The sequence below is a fragment of the Rurimicrobium arvi genome, assembly GCF_039540495.1.
Lineage (GTDB): Bacteria > Bacteroidota > Bacteroidia > Chitinophagales > Chitinophagaceae > Rurimicrobium > Rurimicrobium arvi.
On sequence record NZ_BAABEZ010000022.1, the window covers coordinates 185,009 to 208,972 of the forward strand.

Annotated in this window: 19 protein-coding genes; 6 read left to right on the top strand and 13 right to left on the bottom strand. The window is 48.3% G+C overall.

Annotated elements, in window-relative coordinates; translation table 11 throughout:
* Window positions 1-13 precede the first annotated feature (13 nt).
* The gene (locus ABD846_RS07495) at window positions 14-2,290 is read right to left on the bottom strand and encodes a TonB-dependent receptor (protein ID WP_344824686.1); all 2,277 of its coding nucleotides are present in this window, start codon (window positions 2,288-2,290) and stop codon (window positions 14-16) included.
* A 585-nt stretch (window positions 2,291-2,875) separates the two neighbouring features.
* Here ABD846_RS07495 and ABD846_RS07500 point away from each other — a divergent pair.
* Window positions 2,876-3,397, top strand: a complete 522-nt coding sequence (locus ABD846_RS07500; RefSeq protein WP_344824689.1) for a hypothetical protein — start codon at window positions 2,876-2,878, stop codon at window positions 3,395-3,397.
* A gap of 71 nt (window positions 3,398-3,468) precedes the next feature.
* Here the strand turns inward: ABD846_RS07500 and dnaA are convergent, their stop codons facing one another.
* From dnaA to ABD846_RS07515, 3 genes are all read right to left on the bottom strand, one after another.
* On the bottom strand, window positions 3,469-4,956 hold the full coding sequence (gene dnaA / locus ABD846_RS07505) for a chromosomal replication initiator protein DnaA (protein ID WP_344824692.1): 1,488 nt from the start codon (window positions 4,954-4,956) through the stop codon (window positions 3,469-3,471).
* Between the two features lie 155 nt (window positions 4,957-5,111).
* The gene (locus ABD846_RS07510; protein WP_344824695.1) at window positions 5,112-6,005 is read right to left on the bottom strand and encodes a bifunctional metallophosphatase/5'-nucleotidase; all 894 of its coding nucleotides are present in this window, start codon (window positions 6,003-6,005) and stop codon (window positions 5,112-5,114) included.
* The gene (locus ABD846_RS07515; protein ID WP_344824698.1) at window positions 5,995-6,567 is read right to left on the bottom strand and encodes a 5'-nucleotidase C-terminal domain-containing protein; all 573 of its coding nucleotides are present in this window, start codon (window positions 6,565-6,567) and stop codon (window positions 5,995-5,997) included. Before ABD846_RS07515 ends, ABD846_RS07510 begins: the two co-directional genes overlap by 11 nt.
* 308 nt (window positions 6,568-6,875) lie before the next feature.
* Here ABD846_RS07515 and ABD846_RS07520 point away from each other — a divergent pair, with 308 nt between their 5' ends.
* The 4 genes from ABD846_RS07520 to ABD846_RS07535 all read left to right on the top strand — a co-directional run bounded on the left by ABD846_RS07520 (window position 6,876) and on the right by ABD846_RS07535 (window position 11,327).
* Window positions 6,876-8,423: a GH3 family acyl-acid amido synthetase gene (locus ABD846_RS07520; RefSeq protein ID WP_344824701.1), complete on the top strand. Its 1,548-nt coding sequence runs from the start codon at window positions 6,876-6,878 to the stop codon at window positions 8,421-8,423.
* Window positions 8,424-8,452: 29 nt separating this feature from the next.
* Complete coding sequence (locus ABD846_RS07525; RefSeq protein ID WP_344824704.1) at window positions 8,453-9,220, top strand: enoyl-CoA hydratase/isomerase family protein; 768 nt, start codon at window positions 8,453-8,455, stop codon at window positions 9,218-9,220.
* Between the two features lie 61 nt (window positions 9,221-9,281).
* Entirely contained in the window at window positions 9,282-10,253 is a 972-nt protein-coding gene (locus ABD846_RS07530) for a deoxyhypusine synthase family protein (RefSeq protein ID WP_344824707.1), read from the top strand.
* A gap of 90 nt (window positions 10,254-10,343) precedes the next feature.
* Complete coding sequence (locus ABD846_RS07535; RefSeq protein WP_344824710.1) at window positions 10,344-11,327, top strand: pyruvate dehydrogenase complex E1 component subunit beta; 984 nt, start codon at window positions 10,344-10,346, stop codon at window positions 11,325-11,327.
* Between the two features lie 49 nt (window positions 11,328-11,376).
* Here ABD846_RS07535 and ABD846_RS07540 read toward each other — a convergent pair whose 3' ends face one another.
* From ABD846_RS07540 to gyrA, 3 genes are all read right to left on the bottom strand, one after another.
* Window positions 11,377-12,126 (bottom strand): sulfite exporter TauE/SafE family protein, encoded by a 750-nt coding sequence (locus ABD846_RS07540; protein WP_344824713.1) that lies wholly within the window; start codon window positions 12,124-12,126, stop codon window positions 11,377-11,379.
* A gap of 1 nt (window position 12,127) precedes the next feature.
* Window positions 12,128-12,844 (bottom strand): VIT1/CCC1 transporter family protein, encoded by a 717-nt coding sequence (locus tag ABD846_RS07545; protein ID WP_344824716.1) that lies wholly within the window; start codon window positions 12,842-12,844, stop codon window positions 12,128-12,130.
* Window positions 12,845-13,002: 158 nt separating this feature from the next.
* Entirely contained in the window at window positions 13,003-15,669 is a 2,667-nt protein-coding gene (gene gyrA, locus ABD846_RS07550) for a DNA gyrase subunit A (RefSeq protein WP_344824719.1), read from the bottom strand.
* 258 nt (window positions 15,670-15,927) lie between these two features.
* On the opposite strand from gyrA, the gene ABD846_RS07555 reads away from it, so the two are divergent.
* Window positions 15,928-17,634, top strand: a complete 1,707-nt coding sequence (locus tag ABD846_RS07555) for a hypothetical protein (RefSeq protein WP_344824722.1) — start codon at window positions 15,928-15,930, stop codon at window positions 17,632-17,634.
* A gap of 77 nt (window positions 17,635-17,711) precedes the next feature.
* Here the strand turns inward: ABD846_RS07555 and ABD846_RS07560 are convergent, their stop codons facing one another.
* From ABD846_RS07560 to ABD846_RS07585, 6 genes are read right to left on the bottom strand one after another with little or no spacing between them, the layout of a single operon-like run.
* Window positions 17,712-19,583 (bottom strand): M1 family metallopeptidase, encoded by a 1,872-nt coding sequence (locus ABD846_RS07560; RefSeq protein ID WP_344824725.1) that lies wholly within the window; start codon window positions 19,581-19,583, stop codon window positions 17,712-17,714.
* An 18-nt stretch (window positions 19,584-19,601) separates the two neighbouring features.
* Window positions 19,602-21,050 (bottom strand): RapZ C-terminal domain-containing protein, encoded by a 1,449-nt coding sequence (locus ABD846_RS07565; RefSeq protein ID WP_344824728.1) that lies wholly within the window; start codon window positions 21,048-21,050, stop codon window positions 19,602-19,604.
* 23 nt (window positions 21,051-21,073) lie between these two features.
* Window positions 21,074-21,562 carry a SixA phosphatase family protein gene (locus tag ABD846_RS07570; protein ID WP_344824731.1) on the bottom strand — a complete coding sequence of 163 codons (489 nt, stop codon included), beginning with the start codon at window positions 21,560-21,562 and terminating at the stop codon, window positions 21,074-21,076.
* Between the two features lie 6 nt (window positions 21,563-21,568).
* Complete coding sequence (locus ABD846_RS07575; RefSeq protein ID WP_344824734.1) at window positions 21,569-22,324, bottom strand: UDP-2,3-diacylglucosamine diphosphatase; 756 nt, start codon at window positions 22,322-22,324, stop codon at window positions 21,569-21,571.
* A 37-nt stretch (window positions 22,325-22,361) separates the two neighbouring features.
* Window positions 22,362-22,847, bottom strand: coding sequence for a 2-C-methyl-D-erythritol 2,4-cyclodiphosphate synthase (gene ispF, locus ABD846_RS07580; protein ID WP_344824737.1), 486 nt, complete (start codon window positions 22,845-22,847; stop codon window positions 22,362-22,364).
* A 9-nt stretch (window positions 22,848-22,856) separates the two neighbouring features.
* Complete coding sequence (locus tag ABD846_RS07585) at window positions 22,857-23,954, bottom strand: M20/M25/M40 family metallo-hydrolase (protein ID WP_344824740.1); 1,098 nt, start codon at window positions 23,952-23,954, stop codon at window positions 22,857-22,859.
* Window positions 23,955-23,964 lie beyond the last annotated feature (10 nt).

A 23,964-nucleotide genomic window follows, 5' to 3' on the forward strand; every position in this document is an offset into this window, starting at 1 on the left:
ATTTTTGTTTGAGTTAAGAAAAGGGTACGCGCAGGTTTACTGCGAAATTGCGCCCCTGTTGGTTCAGAAAATAGCGGAATACATCCATGTAATCCCGGTAGTTGCGGTTGAGCAGATTGCTTACGGAGAGGCTGATGTTTATTGACCTTTTTCTGATCGTGCATGTTGTTCCTGCCTCTGCTCCGAGCAGGAAATAAGCGTCCGGTGGCATCAGATTGTCGAGGTCTGAAAAATTTGCCGGTATATGTATCTGTTTGCTCACATACTGGCCGTTCAGCGCGGCGAAACAATCCCGGAAATGGTCGTTCAGTGACCGTTCATATCGAATGGAACCGCTGAAACGGTCGGATGGCATCAGTATCAGCCAGTCATTTTTGCTGATGTCCCTTGCGCGGAGTACAGATGCCTTCCCTTCAAAACGCCAGTGAATACCGGCGTCGTAGTGTGCGGTTATATCCGCTCCGCGCAGAAAAGCATCCGTCTGCATATAGGTAAACGTATTATAGTATCCCCTGATCGTGAGTACCGATCCGCTCGGACTCAGGTAGATGAAATTATTGATACGTTGTGCATACACCTCAGCATCCACACGCAGTCCTTTCGTTTGCCATACAAGGTTCGCAGAACTGTTGTAGGCATTTTCAGGCTTCAGGTTTTTATCTCCCAGTTCTATTCGCGCACCGCCCTGATGCAGGCCGGCACTGAACAGCTCAGATGCCTGAGGTGCACGCCATGCATTGGACAAAGTAAGCAGCGCACTCAGATTGCCGGAGATTTTGTACCGCGCGGCTACGGTTGCAGACGGATTTTTATAGTCCAGCAGGTAGCGTACATTCTGCAGCGTATTTCCCTGCGGATTATATGTGTCAAAATGCTTGTAGTCGAAGCGGACGCCTGCTTCCAGGCTCAGGCGCTCCTTTTCCCAGCGTTCGATGGCGTAAGCAGAGGTTGCATAGCCGTAATAAGTGGGAATAAACACCCGGTCACCCTGCCGGAAATAATTATGCTGGTACTGCGCTTCCACCCCGGTTTCGCCCCGGAGTCCGGCTCCGTCTTTGTGTTCCCAGTGCAGGTTCAGATGCTGCGTGTTCAGGGTCAGATTCAGCTGTGCATTGCCGTTGTCAATACGTACCACATCATACTCCTGCCTGAAATTATGTTGCAGGGAATAGATGAGACTGAAGGTGCCCTGCTTTGTGTCGTGACTTACTTTCAACTTCAGCAGGTCGTGACTTACCTGTTGACGCGGACGGTCTATCTTATACGAAAAGCCGGAATAGATCAGCGGCGTATCGCTTGCGATCGCGGCCAGCAGATCTCCCTGGCTTCCGGTATGTGTGCCGCGGTAGATGCCTGTTGTATTGCCGAAATGACTGTAATACAGGTCTGCTACCGTATGCGCACCGCGATATTGAAAGGAACCGGAATAGTTCAGTTCCCGGATGCCGGAATTTGCAACCCAGTAGTCACCGGGCAACTGGTAATTACCTCCCTGCCTGGCCGAACTTTGCAAACGGAACGCAAATTCGGGATGCTTCCGGAAGCGGTGTTCGAGCATTCCGGCAATTGTTCCCATGCGGTTGTTCGAATAGGCTCCCATACTCAGGTCGCCTCCCCAGCCGCTTCCGGACCGGATCGGGCGTGGTTCGCTGAGAATCACACCGCCGATCGCGTCGGTACCGTAACGGACGCCGGCTGCTCCTTTTAACACGGTGAGCGTATTTTCATACGGGTCCATATTGGGAGCATGTTCCGTTCCCCATTGCTGGTCTTCCTGGCGAACGCCGTTGTTCAGCATAAGTATTCGGTTGCTGTGCAGTCCGTGTATCACAGGTTTGGAAATATTAGCTCCGTTAGCAAGGGTGTTTACGCCTGCCAGCGTTTTCAGGCGGGAGCTGATATCCGTACCCAGATGTGCGTTGTTTTCGTCGGCAGACAGCTGATCTTTAGGCAGCAGCAACTCATCTGTTTTCTTACCGATAACGGTAACGTTATGTAACGACTGATGCGTATGCGCCAATTTTATGGTAAGCGATGAGTCTTTTTCCGGGTTAACCTGTAAGACCGAATCTTCATAAGCGAGGCTGTGCAATTCGACTCTGTACGCACCTGCGCACAGTAGTTCGAACGTACAACGACCGTTTTCATCGGTAAACGCCTGCAATCGGCGGGTACTGTCGGTTATTGCAACCAGGCTGATCTCTATGAGATCCAGCGGTGTGTTGGTATGCTGCTCCTTTAGTTCCAGCGACAGGTGGAAGGTGCAATGCTCCCGGGCTGAAACCTGCATACACAAAAGCATACAGCACAACAGCGCCGCGGTCAAAATTCTGAACGACATGTATGAATTAACTGTAATCAAATAATAGCTGCTCCCGCTCCATCAGATGGAACAGGCAGCCGCATTAGCAAACAGGAAAACAGCTGACAGCGGGAGGTCCCCGGAATAAAGCATGGGGGCGGCAGCCGGGACTGAAAACGGGTTGATATCCCAGATATTGATGTCCTGTTGCCGGACGGGTGAAAAAATGAATAGCAGGTTTGAAACTAACACCGTCGAAGGGCGCTAAAACAAAGCCCAGAAATGCACAGTGGTGGTGTTCGGATTCAAAGTGGGCCTCGCCTTTCGGACATACGTGATGCACATCGTGGACAGTATCGGTATGATGCGCCCAAAGATGAATGAACTCCTTGGCACTTCCACCAAATAACAGTGAAAGCGACAACAGGAAGCTGAGCAGTATATGTCCAGACTTTTTGATCACAGAGTTCAAAGGTAGGGACATTTATTTCGTCTGGTACCAACTTTTTTTTGACGGATAGGATCAGATGTATATTTTTGCGCGCAATATCAAAACACACCTTTAAAACAATTATGAAAAAGCAACTCTTTTCGTTTCTGGTCATGCTGCTTCCGTTCTGTGTGAGCGCTCAGTCTGATGTAATTAAAAAGCACAATGGCGAAACCGTTAACGGTAAAGTCGTTAGTGTGGATGAGTACACCATTACGTTTGTATATGACGGCGAAGAAGCGCGTAACACGATCAGCAAGTATGCAATCGAGAAGATCACCTACAAAAGCGGACGCGTGGAAGAGGTTTCAGAAAAAATCAACGTACGCGGTGAAGACGACTGGGAAAAGGTAGTCATCCTCGAAGACAAGTCTTACATCGCCGGTTTGAAAAAAGCAGAAGAGGTACGTGGCAAGACCGGTCTCATCAATTATCATACCGGTAACACCGCTGATAAAAAGGCAGAGAAAAAGCTGAAAATGGCAGCAGCCGAATTGCATTGCCCGTTTATTCTGCTTACTGCAGATAAAGCAACTGTGGGCTCCAGCTCCAACCAGCTGGGCGGTTCTCAGGCTATCAAAAAAGGAATTGCTTACAAATACTAAGCTTCGGTACAGTCAAATAAAAAGGACGGTTGTTTCTCAGCAACCGTCCTTTTTTTTATGTGCAGCGTTCGTTAAATAGACGCCATATGTACTTTTTGTTGTAGTTCCGTGATCTTCTCTCGGTATTCCATATCGGTATCCATGAGATCTTCCACGGTCTGGCAGGAGTGAATCACAGTGGTGTGGTCAAATCCTCCGAAATGTTCACCGATATTCTTCAGCGAAGCTTTGGTGAATTTTTTTGCCAGGAACATCGTGATCTGACGGGCCTGAACGATCTCGCGCTTACGGGTTTTCACCAGTAATTTATCGTAAGGGATATTGTAATGCTCGCATACCATGCGCTGGATATTTTCGATGGTAAGCTCACGTGTGTTCATCTTCACCAGATTTTTCATCACACGTTTTGCAACATCGAGATCAATTTCTTTTTTGTTCAGTGTTGCCTGTGCAAACAGCGATATAGATGCTCCGATCAGGTCGCGTACGTTATTCTGTACGTTGAATGCAATGTATTTTACCACTTCTTCAGAAAGCTCCATACCATCCTGCTTCATTTTCAGTCGCAGAATTTCCTGGCGTGTTTCAAAATCCGGTGGCTGGATATCTGCGTTCAGTCCCCAGCGGAAACGACTGAGCAGACGCTCCTGCATACCTTCCAGATCTTTTGGTGCGGTGTCGCTGGTAAGGATGATCTGTTTACCGCCCTGATGCAGGTGATTGAATATGGCAAAAAATACTTCCTGCGATTTAGGCGCGGTAGTAAAAATATGAATGTCGTCAATGATCAATACATCGATCAGCTGGTAAAAGTGAATGAAGTCATTTACTTCGCCATTCTTGGAGTGATCGATGAATTGGTTGATGAATTTCTCAGCGCTTACGTACAGCACCGCTTTATTGCTGTGCAATCGGCGGACTTCGTTACCGATCGCTTGTGCAATATGGGTTTTACCGAGACCCGTTCCGCCGAAAATCACCAATGGATTGAATGATGTGGCTCCTGGCTTCTGTGCAACATTGATACCTGCCAGGCGGGCAACACGGTTACAGTCGCCTTCAACAAGGTTATCGAAAGTGAGATTCGGATTCAGCTGCGGATCAATAACCGTTCTTTTCAACCCCGGAATAGAGTAGGGGTTTTTGATGTTCATCGGATCTTTCACATGCAGCGGCAGATCGATCATGTTATTGCCAACAGGCGGACGCTGTGTGGTGCTTCCGGGAATATTGATCACGGAATTTTTACCACCATTGCGGTTAGAACTTCCGTCTACCATTACCACGCGGTATTCAAGACCACCGTCTTTTCCGAGTACGCGCTTGATCGTTTTGCCGAGCAGATCCACATAATGTTCTTCGAGCCATTCGTAAAAAAACTGGCTGGGCACCTGAAGCGTTAAAACGGAACGGTCCAGACCTACAGCTCTGATCGGATCGAACCAGGTATGGAAAGCGCGTTCGTTTACATTATCCTGGATAATGGCCAAACACTTCTGCCAGGCAGCAGTCGCTTCCTTTACTTGAGCATCCACAGAGTCATTATGTATGTCGTTCATTTCAACCATCTATACAGCAATCTTGTTTATTCGATCAAACGCAAGCCCGGAAAGGCTTTTAGAAAAAATCCATTCTTAAATTTCTGCTTATTTTTCTTTCCGGGGAGGACGAAGTTGCTAACATTTTGTTGAAAAAAAAACGAAATTTTATTTTTTTATTTCCGGATTTCCACAGTTTGGACTTTACCCGAAAAAATTTTTTTTGCTCCTGAAATTTCGTATTCAACACGGCTCAGATGCGTACCTCCCCAGCCTGATCCGGTCACCAGAATTTCCCTTTTTTTCCTGTTGTAAAAACGCAGCGGATGCGTTAGTACCCGGTGCGAGTAACCTCCTGCAATCAGGTCGATACCTTCACTGTTGCGTGCCAGATATTCGTCATTGATCACATCCCTTTCGTCCAGTCCTAACCTCGAAAGGCAAATAACCAGCCTGCACCCGAAATGCCGGCGCAATTCCTCCGCTTTTTCGTTCGCGACGGTTACCGGGTCCCCCTTTACTTTTAAAAATCCGTCGCTTCTGTTGATGGCCATAATACCTACGCGCAATGCATTCTTTTGTATCACGCAATGCGGCTGTAATAATGCAGAAAACCGTTCGTCGGCAGCATTGGAGGAAATTACCGGAAAACGCGCATGGGACAAACTCTGTATCAGCATCGGAATGCCTGCATCTGCCTCATGTTCTCCGAGGCAAACGGCATCATATTGCATGCGATTCATTGCCTCAATCTCTATTCTGCCTTTATAGATGTCCAGACTCGGGCTTCCCTGAATGAAGTCGCCGCTATCCAGCAACAGCAATGGAGCGGATTGCAGCCGTTGGCCGGCAATATAAGCAGCCCTCGCTTCATAGCCGCCGAGCCCCGCATACTTAGGTGCATCTTCCGGAAAGGGATGTAACTGGCTTTGCGTATCGGATGAGATCAGCACGGTGAGTCCCGGCACCGGCTGGTTACCGGCAAAAGCTTCCATCAGCGGGCTCATGCCGCTTCCCAGTAAGCACAGGCCTTTCAGGCTTTGGGCGAGAAATGTTCTTCTAGTCGTCATAGGAAATTCTTTGGTCTGTACTGTTTTTGAGCAGGGTTTGCTGCTGCAGTGTGTTTTCCAGGTCGCTGATCAGCAGGTAGCGCACAGAAGGACAGCAAAACCGCCAGTGTTTATTATGATATACGCAGGCTGGCATGCTGCGGGATTGTAACAGACCTTTGTTCAGCAATATCCGGTACACAAGGTCGGGGTGCAACACTTTATCTTTTATGTGCACGTTTACCGCTTTGTGTGCTTTTATGGAAAATTGTATGCCGGACAAAGGTATTCCGCCTGCGGATGCAATGCTGTCGCAAAGCAGCTGGAGCTGCCGACCATCCAGTTCCAGCAGTCCCAATGCATCGTCCTGTTCTATAAGCCGGTACATATCCCTGCGACAAACCGGTCCCGGGGACAGATAGGCACAGGACAATAATTCATAGCTGAGCACGCATGCGTCAAACGAACAAAATGCCTGAGCATTCCGCGCAACAGCATCCGCCATCCAGTTCGTCATACCGCTTTCCGGCTGTGCTTTACTGAAAGGTTGTTGCAATGTGCAGAGCGTATCGGATAAATGCATATTTAAAGAATCGGTTATTTGACCGAACCAGCTGCCAAAATCTGCGACTGTGTCTGCGGCTGGTGGACGATCCACGGTATTTACCCTGTGACGAAACTGCTTCAGGCAGGAAGGTAACAGCACAAAGAGCATAGGAGTTAAGTATCGGAGAATTTTTAACATAAGTTCAAGCTGACTGTAAATGAAGATTTACAAGGTTTAACGGGTGAATAACTAATAAATTAATACCGGGGAAACCGTTAATTAACGTGCGTTTTTTCTATTTTTGCGCTCCTGTTTTTGATAAAAAGCAAGATTATAATCAATAGATGGCTTTACTAGGTTCCCTTATATCCCGTTCGCTGAAGATTCGGAAGAAATTTACACCACCGGTAGCATCGGGTATTACCTATCAACGCCACACGCTGCGTCAGTTGATCGAAAGGGGACAGTACACCGCTTTCGGGAAAGCCTACGGCTTCGATAAGATACTGTCGCAGGAAGTCGATTTTGTAAAAGCATTCCGCGAAACCGTTCCGTTCCATACGTATAATGAGATGTACGAATCCTGGTGGAAACGTTGTATCGCCGGAGAAGAAAATGTCACCTGGCCCGGTAAAGTGAAATATTTTGCACTGAGCTCCGGTACATCCGAATCGGCAAGCAAGCAGATCCCGGTTACACAGGATATGATCAAAGCCATCAAAAAGATGGGCTTTAAGCAATTGTACAGCATGGCGAACTTCAATGTACCGCCTGCTGCTTTTCAGAAAGGCATCCTGATGTTGGGTGGTACCACCACTTTGTTTGAGAAAGGCGAGCATTATGAAGGGGATATGAGTGGTATCTCAGCAAAAAACATGCCGAAATGGGTAAGTAACCTTCTTTATAAGCCCGGAAATAAAATTTCCAAGCGTGAAAACTGGGAAGACCGTATCAAACTGATCGTCCGTAAAGCGAAAAGCTGGGACGTTGGTACTATCTGCGGCGTACCGGCCTGGGTGCAGATCGTGCTGGACCGGATCATTAAATTCCATAAAGTAGACAACATCCACGAGATATGGCCGAACCTGAGTGTGTATATTCACGGTGGTGTATCTTTCGAGCCTTACCGCGAGAGCATAGGCAAACTGCTTGGTCACCCGATCACGTATATTGAGACCTATATGGCCTCGGAAGGTTCTTTCGGTTTCCAGGCCCGTCCCAACGAGCAAGGCATCAAGCTTGTATTGAACAATAATATTTTTTTCGAGTTCGTTCCGTTCAACAGTCAGAACTTCGACGACGACGGGAATCCGCGTGCGGGATTAGAATCTGTACTGATCAATGAAGTAAGTGAACATGTGGATTATGCCGTGATGATCAGCACCTGTGCGGGAGCCTGGCGTTATTTTATCGGCGACGTGATCCGCTTTACCAATGCCGCCGAATATGAAATCGTGATCACCGGCCGGACCAAGCAATTCCTGAGCCTTTGCGGAGAACATACTTCGGTGGACAATATGAATAAGGCGATCGATACGGTTGCGCGCAATCTGGGTATCACCATCCGTGAGTTCACTGTTGCCGGACTTAAATATGAAGACCTTTTTGCGCATCGTTGGTACATTGGTACGGACGATTTGAATGTGGACCCGGAAGCCGTTCGCAAGATCATAGATCAGACACTCTGCGAACTCAATGATGATTATGCGGTCGAGCGTACTTCTGCCTTAAAGGAAGTATTTGTGGAGATCGTTCCGGCATCTGTATTTTACGATTATATGCGTTATAAAGGCAAAGAAGGTGCAATGAACAAATTTCCGCGTGTGCTGAAGGGCAGGACGCTGGAAGAGTGGGAGCAATATCTTTCCCAAACGAACAATACAAACAGCTAATCCTTAACTGCAATAAAAACAATCAGACTATGCAACACAAAGAAGGATATGTGACCCACACGCTGGATCACGGTATCGCAACCATCGAGTTTTTTCACCCGGCAAGCAATTCATTGCCATCCACTATACTCGCCGATCTGGCAAAGACCATCAACGATATTGGCATTGACGACCGTGTAAAGGTGATCGTGCTGCGCAGCGGCGGAGATCGCGTATTCTGTTCCGGTGCCTCTTTCGACGAACTGATGTCTATTCAGAATGCGGAAGAAGGACTGAAGTTCTTCAGCGGTTTTGCGCATGTGATCAATGCGATGCGTAAATGCCACAAGCTGATCATCTCCCGCGTACAGGGTAAAGCCGTGGGTGGCGGAGTAGGGCTCATCGCCGCCTCAGATTATGCAATCGCCACAGAAGGCGCAGCTGTAAAGCTCAGTGAACTGGCTGTAGGAATCGGTCCGTTTGTGGTAGGTCCGGCAGTAGAGAAAAAAGTAGGCAATTCGGCATTCACTCAACTGGCTATCGATGCCACCGAATGGCGCAGTGCAGAGTGGGGGAAACGCAATCGTCTGTATGCAGAAGTACATCATTCGCTCGCCGAAGTGGACGATGCAGTGAACCGTCTTTCCGACAGGCTCGCGCACAGCAGTCCCGAGGCGATGGCGGAACTTAAAAAAGTGTTCTGGAAAGGAACCGAAGACTGGGATAAATTGCTGATCGAACGCGCCGCAATCAGCGGAAAACTGGTGCTCAGCGAGTTTACACGCAATGCTATCAACAAATTCAAACAAAAGAACTAAGCCAAATATTCATTTACCGCTAACAGTAGTATTGCAACTTTGTTAGCCAAAATTGTTCGACATGAAAGGACCTGTTTCAAATTTTATCCAACATCATTACCGCCATTTTAATGCCGCAGCATTGATGGATGCCGCTAAGGGATACGAAGCGCATCTGGCTGAAGGCGGAAAAATGCTGGTGTCTCTGGCCGGTGCAATGAGTACCGCAGAGCTCGGAATTTCTCTCGCTGAAATGATCCGCCAGGATAAAATTCACCTGATCTCCTGTACAGGAGCGAATCTCGAAGAAGATGTCATGAACCTTGTAGCGCATAACAGCTACAAACGTGTGCCCAATTATCGCGATCTCACACCGCAGGACGAATGGGATCTGCTGGAGAACCACTATAACCGGGTAACAGACACCTGTATTCCCGAAGAAGAGGCATTCCGCCGCCTTCAGAAACACCTGCACAAGGCGTGGAAAGATGCGCAGGACGCAGGAGAGCGTTTCTTCCCGCATGAATTCCTGTACAAAATTGTATTGAGCGGAGAACTGCAACAGTATTACGAGATCGATCCGAAGGATTCCTGGATCGTAGCTGCGGCGGAAAAAAATATTCCGATCGTGGTTCCGGGATGGGAAGACAGTACCACCGGCAACATTTTCGCGAGCTATGTGATCAAAGGTGAACTGAAAGCAGATACTGTAAAAAGCGGTATCGAGTATATGGTTTGGCTGACGGAATTATACCGTGAATTCAGCCAGGGTAAGGGAATCGGATTTTTCCAGATCGGCGGCGGTATCGCGGGCGACTTTCCGATCTGTGTTGTTCCGATGATGTACCAGGACCTGGAGTGGCATGATGTTCCTTTCTGGTCTTATTTCTGCCAGATATCCGACTCTACAACCTCTTATGGTTCTTACAGCGGAGCCGTGCCAAACGAAAAGATCACCTGGGGCAAACTGGATATCCATACGCCTAAATTTGTGGTGGAGTCTGATGCCACGATTGTTGCGCCGTTGATTTTCGCCTGGATATTGGGTTGGTAAGATAAATTAGGCGTTACGATTTGACCGCCTGCAAAAATCCGTTTATCTTTATCACCGATTTTAAAGAACACTTAAACAACAACAGAATATATGCGTACAATAGCTTTCCGCCAGGCACTCCGCGAAGCGATGCAGGAAGAAATGCGTCGTGATCAGAATGTATTTCTGATGGGCGAGGAAGTAGCTCTGTACAATGGAGCTTATAAAGTAAGTCAGGGAATGCTGGATGAGTTCGGTGCACGCCGTGTGATCGATACACCTATTGCCGAACTTGGTTTTACTGCAATCGGTGTAGGTGCCGCCATGAACGGTTTACGTCCGATCGTTGAGTTTATGACCTGGAACTTTGCAGTACTTGCATTCGACCAGATCCTGAACCATGCCGCGAAAACTGTATCTATGAGCGCAGGTCAGTTTTCCTGCCCGATCGTTTTCCGCGGTCCAAACGGATCTGCCGGTCAACTGGGAGCTCAGCACTCTCAGGCTTTTGAAAGCTGGATGGCCAACATTCCGGGTATCAAAGTGATCTCCGTATCCAACCCATACGACGCCAAAGGCCTGCTCAAATCTGCTATCCGCGATAATGATCCTACTGTGTTCATGGAAAGTGAAGTGATGTATGGAGACATGGGCGAAGTACCTGAAGAGGAATACCTGATCCCGATCGGAAAAGCGGATATCAAGCGCGCCGGTACCGATGTAACTATCGTTTCTTTCAACAAAATGATGAAAGTAGCGCTGGCTGCTGCAGAAGAGTTGCAGAAAGAAGGCATCAGTGCTGAAGTAATCGATCTGCGTACGATCCGTCCGCTGGATTGGCAAACGATCCTGGAATCGGTTAAGAAAACCAATCGCCTGGTGATTGTTGAAGAGCAGTGGCCGTTTGCGAGCATCTCTTCTGAAATCTCTTACCGTATTCAGAAAGAAGGATTTGATTACCTCGATGCACCGATCCGCCGTATCTGTTCGGCGGATGCCAATATGCACTATGCTCCGAACCTTGCCGCCGCTTATCTGCCGGATGTTCCGCGCACGGTAAAGCTGGTTAAAGAAGTGATGTACATGGTGAAATAATCCGATAACAATACAGAACTACAAAGGCTGCTCTCCGGAGCGGCCTTTTTTATTGCGACAGAGCCTGCTGGGCCGGAATAAAATAATGCAGTAACTGGAATATGCTGACGCTTACGATCACTCCCAGCACAATGTACCGGAATGCAGTTTCGGATGTGCGACGCAGCACCAGTTTCCCCACATAGCTGCCCGCAATGCTGATGCCGATCAGGAACGGGATCAGTAACAGATACGATTTACCGAAGTAGCCGTTCCCTACGTACACCACCGCCCGGCTGAAATCCACACCTAAATCTATCAGCGCAGACGTTGCAATGAACATGTCTTTCGGAAGCTGAAAAGCCGCAAGCGTAATACCGCGTATCGCTCCGCCGGTTCCGGCCACACCGGCAATAAACCCGGACGCCACACCGCCTGCATACAAGTTTGTGTCGGTCGGTCGCACGACTTTATTGAAATGAGTAATCAGATAAATGGATAGTATCAGCAGGATGATATTCATCGAAACGCCGATTGTTTTTTCCGGCAGATAAGTGGTGAGCAAAGCGCCGATAATCACGAACACAACCGCCGGGATCCCCAGCTTTATCGCGATGTTCTTTTGAATGCCGTGCCGGAATAAAGCTATCTTCGACAGGTTGCTGAATACATGGAACACTGCCGTGATCCCCAGCACCGTTTTAAAATCAAAAAACAGCGAAGCGACCGGGACAAACAAAATGGAGGAGCCGAATCCGGACACTGTGCCAAGGATCTCCGATATAAAAGCCAGCAGCAAAAACAGATAATAGCGTTCCATATCAGGCAGCACTTACACCAAACAAATAGCCCACCAGCGCCGTAAGGCCCATTGCCAGCGTTCCCCATATGGTAATGCGTACAACGGCCTTCTTTATGTCAGATCCGCCGGTCTTTGCTGCTATCGCGCCTAACACCATCAGGAACAGAATAGAGAATCCATACAACGCATATTTCAAATGCGGGATGGGCACAAACAGCGCTACCAGCAAAGGTAAAATGCCTCCCATACTGAATGCGCCACACGAGGCAAGAGCCGCCTGTATCGGGTTGGCCTGGCTGATTTCAGTAATACCGAGTTCATCCCGGACATGCGCTGCAAGCGCGTCGTGTTCGGTTAGCTCCTTCGCTACCTGTAGCGCTGTATCTTTCTTTAAGCCGCGTCTTTCATAAATCTCGGCAAGTATAGACAATTCCCGCTCAGGCATAGCGGCCAGCTCTTCGGCTTCCCGTTTAATGTCTGCCTGCTCGGTATCGGTTTGTGAACTTACCGATACATATTCGCCCGCCGCCATGGAAAGCGCGCCTGCAACCAATCCTGCGACTGTGGCCAGTACAACCGGTCCTCTGTCCGTTCCTGCACTTGCGACGCCTATGGCAATACTGGAAATGGAGATAATACCGTCGTTCGCGCCAAGCACCGCGGCCCGCAACCAATTGCTGCGATGGATATAGTGATTGTCGAGATAATTGTCGATGTTGATTTGCGAAGCTTCCATCAGTTGTCTGTCAATTACAGGTCTAAAGTATTCATTATTGCGGAATTTCCTTTCACCGATCGGTTGAAGGGGGGATATATATGGAGATCCTATTTTTTGTGAGTATAAAAAAGGGCAAAACACAGTGTTTTGCCCTTGATTTTATTGAGTTCCGATACTTATTCCGCTGCCGGTGTATCTTCCGAAGCAGCCTCAGGAGCTGCAGTTTCAGTGTTTCCTTCAGCAGTTTGCTCTTCGGTTATTTCATCTTCTTCCTGTTCGCGGATACTTGCGAGCGCGGCAATTTCATCTCCTTCATCGAGGTTAATGAGTTTGACGCCCTGGGTATTACGGCCTGCCTCGCGGATATTTCTCACTTCCATACGGATGGTGATACCGGATTTACAGGTGATCATCAGGTCGTCTGTTTCGTCAACAGCCAGCAGTCCGACCAGCGATCCTGTCTTCTCTGTGATGTTAATCGTTTTTACCCCCTTACCACCACGATTGGTTACACGGTAAGACAGTTGATAAGGAATCTCTTCGCCTGATTCGTTTTTGATCTTTACGATATTGGCGAGATCTTCCTGGTTTTCGCCTCCTTCCAGTCGCTCAAGGAAAGGTGTACGTTTACCCAGACCTTTTTCGGAAACCACCAGAATCTGTTTGCGGATATCGAACCTGTTCACACAAGCCATACCGATCACATAGTCCTTACCTTCCTCCATGTCTATTCCATACACGCCGATTGCGCCGCGACCGGTAGCACGCACCTTGTCCTCTTCAAAGCAGATCGCGCGTCCGCTGTTAACAGCCATCATGATATAGCTGTCTCCGTCCGTAAGAGCTGCTTCAAGCAACTGATCATCTTCACGGATGGTGATCGCATTCACACCATTGGAGCGTGGGCGGCTGAATTCTTCCAGTGAAGTTTTCTTGATGATACCCTGCTTCGTACACAATACAATATTGTGCTTATTGATGTATTCCTCATTTTCCAGGTTTGCCACATCGATGATGGTGCGGATCTTATCGTCCTGAGGAAGCTGGATCAGGTTCTGGATTGCTCTTCCTTTCGCGTTTTTGTCAGTTTCCGGAATCTTGTACACGCGCAGCCAGTAACATCTTCCTTTTTCCGTAAAGATCAGCAATGTATGGTGCGTGGATGCGATGAACAGATGTTCGATGAAATCTTCTTCGCGTGTTTTTCCACCCATAGATCCGCGACCACCACGGCGTTGTGCACGGTATTCCGCGATAGAGGTACGTTTGATATAACCCAGATGCGAAATCGTGATCACGACATCTTCTTCCGCGATCATATCCAGCATATCCATTTCGCTTGCTCCGTAATCAATCTCGGATTTACGTTCGTCGCCGAATTTCTTTTTTACTTCTTCAAGCTCTCCTTTAATGATATCGAAGCGCATCTCTTCGTTTGCGAGGATGTCTTTCAGATGAGCGATCGTTTTCATGATCTCCGCATATTCTTCGCGCACACGCTCGATCTGCATGCCGGTGAGCGATTGGAGACGCAGTTCCAGTACAGCTTTTGCCTGTATTTCGGACATCTCGAATTGCTCTATCAATCCGTTCTTCGCGATTTCAGGTGTGCTGCTCTCGCGGATAAGCTGGATTACAGCATCCAGGTTATTCAGCGCAATAATATACCCTTCGAGGATATGTGCACGCTTTTCCGCTTCCCTGAGTTCAAACTGTGTTCTGCGCACCACCACCTCATGGCGGAAGCGTACAAACTCCGCAATAAGCTCTTTGAGGTTCATCGTCTTAGGACGACCTCCGATAAGCGCAACATTATTGATACCGTAGGATGTCTGCAGTTCGCTGTATTTGTACAGCAGGTTGATCACCACCTGTGCCACGGCATCCCTTCTGAGTTCCACCACAATACGGGTACCCTCTTTGTTGGATTCGTTGGCTACATGAGTAACACCTTCAATAATTTTATTGTTTACGAGCGAACCGATCTTTTCTGCAAGCGCATCCCGGTTTACCTGGTAAGGAACTTCCGTTATCACGATCTGTTCTTTACCGTTCTTCATGGTTTCCACGTTTACACGACCGCGCAGCACCACACGACCTCTGCCGGTGTGGAAGCCCGCTTTAATGCCGTCTATACCGTAGATGATACCGCCGGTTGGGAAATCCGGAGCCTTCACATGCTTCATCAGATCATCAATGCTGATTTCATTGTCATTGATGTAAGCGATACAGCCGTCCACCACCTCAGAAAGGTTGTGCGGCATCATATTGGTGGCCATCCCCACGGCAATACCCGAAGATCCGTTTACCAGCAATTGGGGAATGCGGGTAGGGAGTACGGTTGGCTCTTCAAGAGAATCGTCGAAGTTAGTGGTGAAGTCCACCGTATCTTTTTCAAGATCATCCAGCATGCTTTCTGCAAGCTTTTGCAGTCTCGCTTCGGTATAACGCATAGCGGCCGGGCCGTCACCATCCTGGGAACCGTAGTTACCCTGACCATCAACGATCAGGTAACGCATGCTCCAGGGTTGGGCCATACGCACCATGGCATCATAAACGGAAGAGTCGCCGTGAGGGTGGTATTTACCCAGTACCTCACCCACGATACGAGCCGATTTTTTATAAGGCTTGTTGCTGTTATTACCCAATTCATGCATTGCATACAGTACGCGGCGGTGTACGGGTTTCAGACCGTCACGCGCGTCCGGGAGCGCACGACCCACAATTACCGACATCGAATAATCGATGTAGGCGGTCTTCATTTGCTCCTCAATGTTTACGGGTAATATCCGAAGCTTCTCCGGTTGCTCTTGTTCTTGATTGTCTATCGGATTCTCTGACATAATTTTTTACTGATTCTACCGTGCCTGAAGCCGGTTTTGATATGCGCAAATATACCTATTTCAGGGCGTTTTTCCCGCCTGTTTATCAAGGTTTGTGGATAAGTTTTAGGAGGTTTCCGACTATGGCCGGAGCTGCGACTGACAGCTCTTTTATCCGGGTTCAGGGACGAAACCTGAAATGTATTTCGATACTTGCTTACAGTAGTATTGCATTAAATGTCATTATGTTTTATCTTGGCGCACTTAATATTTCTCCAAATGAATCACTATCTACGCAAAACATGCTTTGCGACGCTTCTGGCAACGGTTACCTTGCCGTCTTTCGCGCAAACCTACCAGGTAAAGCTGAACGAAAAAGTAAAAAACAAAATCCGTTCCGAATCAGTCATCGGTCGCGACGACTCCGGCAATGTCTACATTGCCGGTGCAAAATACCGGCCGAAAGTGTACATCCCATTGGGAATTATCAACTATGTGGACGTTCGTAAAGAACGGTATATCAAAAAGTATGATGCTCAATTGAATCTTGTAGACCAGTTTCGTGTAAACGGTGAGAAAATAGCTTTGAAGCAAAGTGCCATCGACGGGAAAACGGTTATCTGTATGGTAGGGATTTTCAGTTCTTTCCAGGCATACAATATGAGTATGATCAGTGTAACCGTTAAGGGCAACTATTATCTTGTTACACAGGACGAGCAAAAGCCACGCAACGATTATTATGTGCTTAAAATAAACATGAAAGACGGAACGGTGGAGACAAGAACCCACCTGTTTGCACTTTCCCGTAACAAGAAAGATAAAACATTGAAAATCGACGACTTCCATATTGCCGTTTCTCCGGACAGCAGCAAGGTGTTGTTCTCTGCTTCTTATCAGCGCGATAAGTCTTCCAAGACCGGCGTTGCCTATTCGGCTGCCGCATTTACCAGCGATCTGCAACCCTTGTTCAGCGCAAACTACAAATTGCCTAAATCGGGCAAAGACTTTAAAGTGAAAGATGCGCAAATCACAAATGATGGAGAGGTGCTGGTGATGGGCCGCAACCTGGACAAAAATCACCGTGATGAATCGGGTTATGTTTCCGTATTTGCTATGAGCAAAGAACAGCCCAAACCAAAGGAAACGCGGATGAAATTTAAAGGTAGCTATGTGAATGATGTACTGTTATCCCTGAACAATACCGAAGTCCCGATGGCAGTTGGGTTTTACCGCAACGGAAGCGGTAAAAAGGGATACGACGGAATGTTCTATGCGCCGCTCGACCAGGACCACCAGATATATGAAATGCATAAGCACGAATTTGACGCGGAATTTATCGGTGCCACTTATTCGCCCAACGCGGAAAAAAAGCTGAAAAGGAAAGAGTCAAGGGGCAAAGACCTCAAAGAGTCTTCCCGCTTCAATCTTACAGATTTTATCAAAACGGATGACGGTGGGTACCTGGCTGTAGCCGAGAATTATTATGTGGTTGCTGTAACGCGTACTTCAGGGGGCGGCCGCACGGGTATGACTACCACGCACACCGAATACCACCATCATTACGGAGATATGATTGTATTCAAATTTGATAAAGACGGCAAGAAAACCGCTATGAACAAGGTAGCGAAAGAAAACATATACGTTACCGGAGATAACAGTCAGCCGTACGAGCGTGATTATGCCTCTTCAAATATCGATGGTGACACGTACCTGTTGTTTAATGACGATGCAGGACTGGAGACTACGAATCGCGTACGCAGCGGCAAAAACTCCAGAAAAACGACTTACATCGCTAAGGTGAAACAGGATGGCGGCATCAAAAAGGATCTGCTGATTTCCAAAAACGATGGCGATGGTTACGTATTTGATCCGCATCTGAATATTCAGCGTGCCGGAGCAAACAGCCTGGTGATACTGATGTCCAGACGCGGACGGAATAACAAAAGGACGCGTATGGGAACAGTTACGATCCAGAAAACTTCCTGATGATTATTACAACCAATAAGAAAGGCGCACAAAAATAATTTGTGCGCCTTTCTCTTTTAGATCATTATCTGCGATCTTTATTGAAGCATCTTGTCCAGTTTCCCCTGGGCAAGAGGGTGATAATTTAAGCGGTATTTCCGGTACCAGCTGATCGCCAGCTCTTTTTTGCCTTCGGTGCTCAATGCTTCATACAGCGGCAGTATAAATTTCTGTCTTCCTGTTACGCTCAGAAAACGTTCCATTTGCGGGAACGCAGCCTGATAGTCGGCAGCCACGGCGGTTATGAACCATTGGAATGCGATTTCGCTGTTCGTTGTTTGTGTAAAATGAAATGCTTTATCCAACGCCGCCATCTGTTGCAGCGAAAGCGGTTTAGGCATTTTTCTCAGGAAATGCAGCCATTCATGAGTGGTCCACTCTTTTGTTGCGAGCGTTTCCGGTGTTGTACCATTCAGGAAAAGCGTGCGTGCTTCATCCACCTTCGCAAAGCGCTCATTGTCGGCTCTTGGTGCGTTGTCCGGTATACCGGGACCGTAAACCCAGGCGGGAATATTGATTTTATGGTACAATGCAGAGTCGCCTTTCAGCAGGTGCTGATCCAGGTACTGCAGGAATTCCTCAGTGGTAATACTTTTAAAGGCATGCTCCGCGAAGTATTGTTTCAGGAATGTATCCCAGCGTTCACGTCCCACATTCCGTTCGATGAGCAGCAATAAAAGCGAACCTTTTTCATAAGGGATATCGCTCAGTGCATCCTCCGCATCGTTTTTAGCCAGATCCTGTTTCAGCCAGGTCTGCCGGCTGTTTTTGCCGAAGTCTGCCACCGCAGCTTCCAGATCCTGGTAGCCCAGTTCCCACAACATATCTGCATAAGATTTGCCGTTCATTGCCTCACAGATGCGGCGTTCGAAATACACGGTAAACCCTTCATTCATCCAGATGTCGTTCCAGGTACGGTTGGTCACCAGGTTGCCGCTCCAGTTGTGTGCGAGTTCATGTGCAATAAGGTTCACGAGCGATTTGTCGCCTGCAATTACCGTTGGGGTGCAGAACGTGAGTTTCGGATTTTCCATTCCTCCGATCGGGAAACCGGGAGGTAGTACAATTACGTCGTACCTGCCCCAGCGATATGGTCCGTACAGACTTTCTGCCGTCTCCACCATTTTGCCCATGTCGGAAAACTCGCGGTGCACGCGTTCGATCATCTCCGGCTCTGCATACACACCGGTGCGCCTGTCTTCGGCCATAAAGCGTATATCACCAACGGCGAGCGCCAGCAGGTAAGCGGGAATCGCTATATCCATGTCGAAATGATACACGCCGGAATCATTGATTTGGGTAGGGTTTCCCGAGGCACTCATTACCGCAAGCATACCTTTGGGGACGGTAATTCTTGCGCTGTAGGTAAAGCGGATACCGGGACCGTCCGGACAGGGAACCCAGGTGCGGGCGTAGATGCTTTCGGATTGCGTGTACAGGAACGGACTCTTTTTGCCCGTTGTCTGTGCGGCATCCAGCCACTGCAGCGCTTTAGCATCCGGAGCGGTACGATAGAAAATACGTACCTGTTTCGTTTTACGGCCTACACGGATCATCAGCGGAGTTCCGAGATGCTCTCTTTTTTCGCCGAGTGTAAAGGGCGCGCGTTTACCATCTGTGTACACAGAATCGATCTGCAGTCCGTTGTCGTCGAGTACGAGGTCGGGCAGGTCCCTTGAATTTTCTATATCCCAGGTTGCAGATCCGGATATGGTTTTTGAGCCCATATCCACATTAAGGTCCAGGCTCAGGTGTTTCATTACGATGCTGTCTGCATTGCTCAGTGTATGCCAGTCGCGGTTATTGCTGTCTGCAGATGCATTGCTCTTTTGCTGTGTGGCTGCGTGTTTTTCGCCGCAGGCAGCGAACAGGGTAGTGAGAAAGAGTCCGAAATAAACGATCTGTTTCATAGGAATTTGTGTAAGGTATTATTGTACCCAGTTTTTTTCGTTGGTGTGATGCACTTCTGATTGCAGACGGTATTTATCCATCAGGTGTTTCCTGAGTTGCTCTGCGGCATAGACCGACCGGTGCTGCCCGCCCGTACATCCAAAGTTTACGGAAAGACTGTCGAAGCCACGCGCCATATAATCCTCTACAACTATGTCCACCATATTGTAGACATTCTCGAGAAACTGACCCATGCGGGTTTCATTTTGCAGGTATTCTTTCACCGCGATGTCTTTTCCGCTTTGCTTCTTATACTGGTCTATACGACCGGGGTTCAGGATGCCGCGGCAATCAAACACAAATCCACCTCCGTGCTCCGAATGATCTTTCGGAATGCCTTTTTTGTAAGAAAAGCTATTGATCACCACCTTGAGCTTCGTATGTTCATCCGCCTTCGGAAAGTCAAAACTGGCGCGGATTTCCTTACTGCTGAGCTTTTCCAGCAACCCTCGTATTTTCGGATAGCTGGGTATCTGCGGGTTGTCATTCAGAAATGTTTCGAGATTCTGTAAAGCCGGTGCAATACTGCTGATGAAATGCGGACGTCGCTCAAATAAGCCCCGGAATCCGTATGCTCCGAGCACCTGTATCAGTCGCAGCATTACAAACTGGGAATATCCCTTACGCAGGTACATCTCGTCTATCTTAGCCATCGGCAGCGTATTCAGGCTATGGATATAGGCATTCAGCAATTCGTCTTTCCACTTTTGCGGCAGTTGCGCTTTGGCCTGCCACAGCAGGGAAGCAACATCGTACTGGGGAGGCCCCTGCATGCAGCCCTGGTAGTCGATGAAGTACACCTTACCTTCAAACAGCATAATGTTGCGGCTCTGGAAGTCGCGGTACATCAGCATTTTGGGCTGTATACGTCCGAGATCTTTACTGATCTCGTCTATTTCATCACTGATTTCCGTTCTGTCGTAAACGATCTTTTGCAGATCGGCAAAGTAATATTTGAAATAAAGGAAATCGTTTTTGATCGCTTTTTCATCAAACTGTTTTACGCCGAAGCATTGGTTATAATCTGCTTCGCGCCCGGCGATCCACTGCAGTTTCGCCAGCTGCTCCAGGCTCAGGCGGTAGTATTCCTTTACCTGGTCGCTGAAGCCTTCGCGGTTCAGTTCATCGAATAAGGTAACGGTTCCAAGGTCCTGCTGCAGGTAGTAACGCCGGTCTTTTCCTGTTTTATAAATTTCCGGTACGTTGATTTCGTGCTTGCGGAACAGATCTGTGAAATAGTAGAACGAATTGTTTTCGGCGATATTCTGGTTGAATGTTCCTATTGCTTTGTGTTTCTCATTGCTGAGGCGGAAATACACTCTGTCCGATCCGGACATAGGTATCTCACTGATCGAATCGGGTTGTGATCCGAAATGTTCTTCAAATAACTGGATTAAAACCGGTTTATGTGCGGGAGTCTTCATCATATCTGCTGTGTGTGCTTGGTGTGTCAGGGATGGAAATAGTGTTCCAGGGTTTTGGGAGCGGCGCCGAAATGCAGCCAGTCCGGAGCATCGAAGCTGAAAACCGCCACTGATGCGGTAGGCATACCTACGGCCATTTTCCGCGAACATTCAAATGCGAAATCGCTGATACCGGGGTTATGTCCTACCAGCATCAGGCAGTGCACATGATCCGGAACGGACAGTATCTCATGGAGTATCGTTTCTGAAGACGCATGGTAGAGGCTTTGCTCGTTCTGCACTTCAATAGCAGGATCGTTACCGGCGGCCTCCAGAAATATTCCGGCTGTTTGCCGGGTACGTTTTGCCGTACTGCTGAGTAACAATTCCGGTCGCGGACAATGCGTCAGGATAGTCTGCGCTATTTTCGCAGCATCCGCTTCACCGCGACTGAGCAGTTCCCGGTCGAAGTCGCGTTGCCCGGGTCGGATATCTTCCGTCTTCGCATGACGCATCAGTATCAGGGTTCGTTTCATTTTGCCTTACTTATAATAATGTAACCGGAGCTGTTGCCCTTCAAATACGGCATAACTGTCAAAGTTGATCCAGTCGCCGAGATTGATATACAGACTATTCTGGGGTAACGGGTATTCCAATGCCAGATGGCGGTGACCGAACACGAAATAGTCGATATGTCTTTTTTCGAGTACCGAAAGGCAATACTGTACGAGGAATTCGCGCTCCGGTCCTTTAAAACTATCTTTATTGCCACCTTCGTGTTTCGGGCCCAGGCGGCTGAAATAAGATGCGATACCCATTCCGGTGTCCGGATGCACACGGCGGTACAACCATTGACACACAGGATTGCGTAATATTGATTTCAGCACTTTGTACCCGCGGTCGCCGGGGCCGAGCCCGTCACCATGACCTATAATAAAAGATTTTCCATTGATGATGCGCTCGACCGGCTCGTGGTGTACGGGAATATCCAGTTCTTCCTGAAAATAGCCACGCATCCAGAGATCGTGATTGCCTGTAAAAGCTTCAATGGTGATACCGCTATCGCGCAATTCGCCCAGTTTGCCGAGAAAGCGTACGTAGCCTTTCGGCACTACATGCCTGTATTCCATCCAGGAGTCGAACAGGTCGCCTACGAGGAACAGGTGTGCAGCATCGGACTTGATTTCATCAAGCCAGCGGCAGATACGTCGTTCCCGCTCCAGGCTCCGCGCATGATCGGGGATGCCCAGGTGAAAGTCCGACGCAAAATATATTTTTTTCCCTTCGGGTATTGTCATTCGTGTTGGTAAGGACTGCAAGGTAGCACATTCGGAACTACTGCGACTGTACTTTGGTTATCAGTATATTGGCTGTTGCCACTATTCCCTCTTCCCGTCCGATAAAGCTCATTTGTTCTGTAGTGGTCGCTTTAATGGATACATCTTCGGGACTGATTTCCACTATGCGTGCAATAACCTCCTTCATCTCCGTGGCATATTTCATGATCTTCGGAGCCTGTAATAAAATAGTGCTGTCGATGTTTACCACGCTGTATCCGCGGTCTTTTATGAGCGCATAAGTTTTTGCCAGCAATATCTTGCTGTCGATATTTTTCAACGAAGGATCGGTGTCGGGGAAGTGCTTACCGATGTCTCCGAGCCCCAGCGCTCCGAGTAATGCATCGCAGATCGCGTGCAGCAGTACATCCGCATCGCTATGCCCTAACGCACCTTTTGTATGGGGGATCAGTACGCCGCCGAGCCAGAACTCGCGCCCCTCCACCATCTGGTGAAAATCTATGCCTTGCCCGATACGGTACATAAGTCGGATTTAAAGATATTTATAATTGTCTTTCGGAGATAAGCGGAGCAATACTTCGTACATGAGTCTGATGCAGCTTTCCACATCGGACTGGTGCACTGTTTCCACAGTAGTGTGCATATACCGCAGCGGAAGTGAGATCAGGGCACTCGGTACACCGCCATTTGAATACGCAAATGCATCCGTATCCGTTCCCGTGGAACGTGCGGCCGCCTGTAATTGTACCGGGATCTCGTTTTTACGGGCAGTATCGATGATTTTCTCCAGCAATATGTTGTGCACAGCCGGCGCATAGCTCAGTACAGGTCCGTCTGTACAATGTATGTCTCCATCTGCGCTTTTACTCATCATAGGAGTGGTGGTGTCATGCGTCACATCGGTACAGATTGCCACATTCGGCCTGATATGTTGCGCGATCATGGTTGCGCCGTTCAGTCCCACCTCTTCCTGCACCGCATTTACGATATACAATCCGAATGGTAGTTTCTTTTTATTTTCCTTCAGCAGTCTGGCTACTTCGGCTATGATCACACCGCCCATACGGTTGTCCATAGCGCGACCGATCCAATAGCCGTAATTCAGTGTTTCGAAGCCTTCGGTAAACGTACAGACGCATCCTACGTGTACACCGAGTTCCTCTACCTGCTTGCGGTTTTTTGCACCGACGTCGATCCAGATGTTTTCCACGTCCGGTCTTTTTTCGTTCTGTGCTTTACGCACATGTATCGCCGGCCAGCCGAATATACCTCTGACGATTCCTTTTTTTGTATAGATGTTCACACGTTTGGAGGGCGCAATCTGGTGATCGCTGCCTCCGTTGCGGCACACATTGATAAATCCGTCTGCGCTGATATATTTTACAAACCAGCTGATCTCGTCAGCATGCGCTTCGATCACCACTTTATATTCCGCTTCAGGGTTTATGATGCCGACAGCCGTTCCGTAATTATCGACATAATGTGTATCGATATAAGGCCGGATATAATCCAGCCATATTTTCTGACCGCTGGATTCAAAACCGGTAGGGGAGGAGTTGTTGAGGTATTCCCGGATGAACGCCATCGAATGGTCGTTCAGTAATGACTTTTCCTTTTTCGCTTTTGCCATAAAAGTAAAT

Bases quoted from the DNA above. Each gene is read 5' to 3' on its own strand.
- ABD846_RS07495 (WP_344824686.1), bottom strand. From the start codon at position 2,290: ATGCAGGTTTCAGCCCGGGAGCATTGCACCTTCCACCTGTCGCTGGAA.
- ABD846_RS07500 (WP_344824689.1), top strand. From the start codon at position 2,876: ATGAAAAAGCAACTCTTTTCGTTTCTGGTCATGCTGCTTCCGTTCTGT.
- dnaA (WP_344824692.1), bottom strand. From the start codon at position 4,956: ATGAACGACATACATAATGACTCTGTGGATGCTCAAGTAAAGGAAGCG.
- ABD846_RS07510 (WP_344824695.1), bottom strand. From the start codon at position 6,005: ATGACGACTAGAAGAACATTTCTCGCCCAAAGCCTGAAAGGCCTGTGC.
- ABD846_RS07515 (WP_344824698.1), bottom strand. From the start codon at position 6,567: ATGCATTTATCCGATACGCTCTGCACATTGCAACAACCTTTCAGTAAA.
- ABD846_RS07520 (WP_344824701.1), top strand. From the start codon at position 6,876: ATGGCTTTACTAGGTTCCCTTATATCCCGTTCGCTGAAGATTCGGAAG.
- ABD846_RS07525 (WP_344824704.1), top strand. From the start codon at position 8,453: ATGCAACACAAAGAAGGATATGTGACCCACACGCTGGATCACGGTATC.
- ABD846_RS07530 (WP_344824707.1), top strand. From the start codon at position 9,282: ATGAAAGGACCTGTTTCAAATTTTATCCAACATCATTACCGCCATTTT.
- ABD846_RS07535 (WP_344824710.1), top strand. From the start codon at position 10,344: ATGCGTACAATAGCTTTCCGCCAGGCACTCCGCGAAGCGATGCAGGAA.
- ABD846_RS07540 (WP_344824713.1), bottom strand. From the start codon at position 12,126: ATGGAACGCTATTATCTGTTTTTGCTGCTGGCTTTTATATCGGAGATC.
- ABD846_RS07545 (WP_344824716.1), bottom strand. From the start codon at position 12,844: ATGGAAGCTTCGCAAATCAACATCGACAATTATCTCGACAATCACTAT.
- gyrA (WP_344824719.1), bottom strand. From the start codon at position 15,669: ATGTCAGAGAATCCGATAGACAATCAAGAACAAGAGCAACCGGAGAAG.
- ABD846_RS07555 (WP_344824722.1), top strand. From the start codon at position 15,928: ATGAATCACTATCTACGCAAAACATGCTTTGCGACGCTTCTGGCAACG.
- ABD846_RS07560 (WP_344824725.1), bottom strand. From the start codon at position 19,583: ATGAAACAGATCGTTTATTTCGGACTCTTTCTCACTACCCTGTTCGCT.
- ABD846_RS07565 (WP_344824728.1), bottom strand. From the start codon at position 21,050: ATGATGAAGACTCCCGCACATAAACCGGTTTTAATCCAGTTATTTGAA.
- ABD846_RS07570 (WP_344824731.1), bottom strand. From the start codon at position 21,562: ATGAAACGAACCCTGATACTGATGCGTCATGCGAAGACGGAAGATATC.
- ABD846_RS07575 (WP_344824734.1), bottom strand. From the start codon at position 22,324: ATGACAATACCCGAAGGGAAAAAAATATATTTTGCGTCGGACTTTCAC.
- ispF (WP_344824737.1), bottom strand. From the start codon at position 22,847: ATGTACCGTATCGGGCAAGGCATAGATTTTCACCAGATGGTGGAGGGG.
- ABD846_RS07585 (WP_344824740.1), bottom strand. From the start codon at position 23,954: ATGGCAAAAGCGAAAAAGGAAAAGTCATTACTGAACGACCATTCGATG.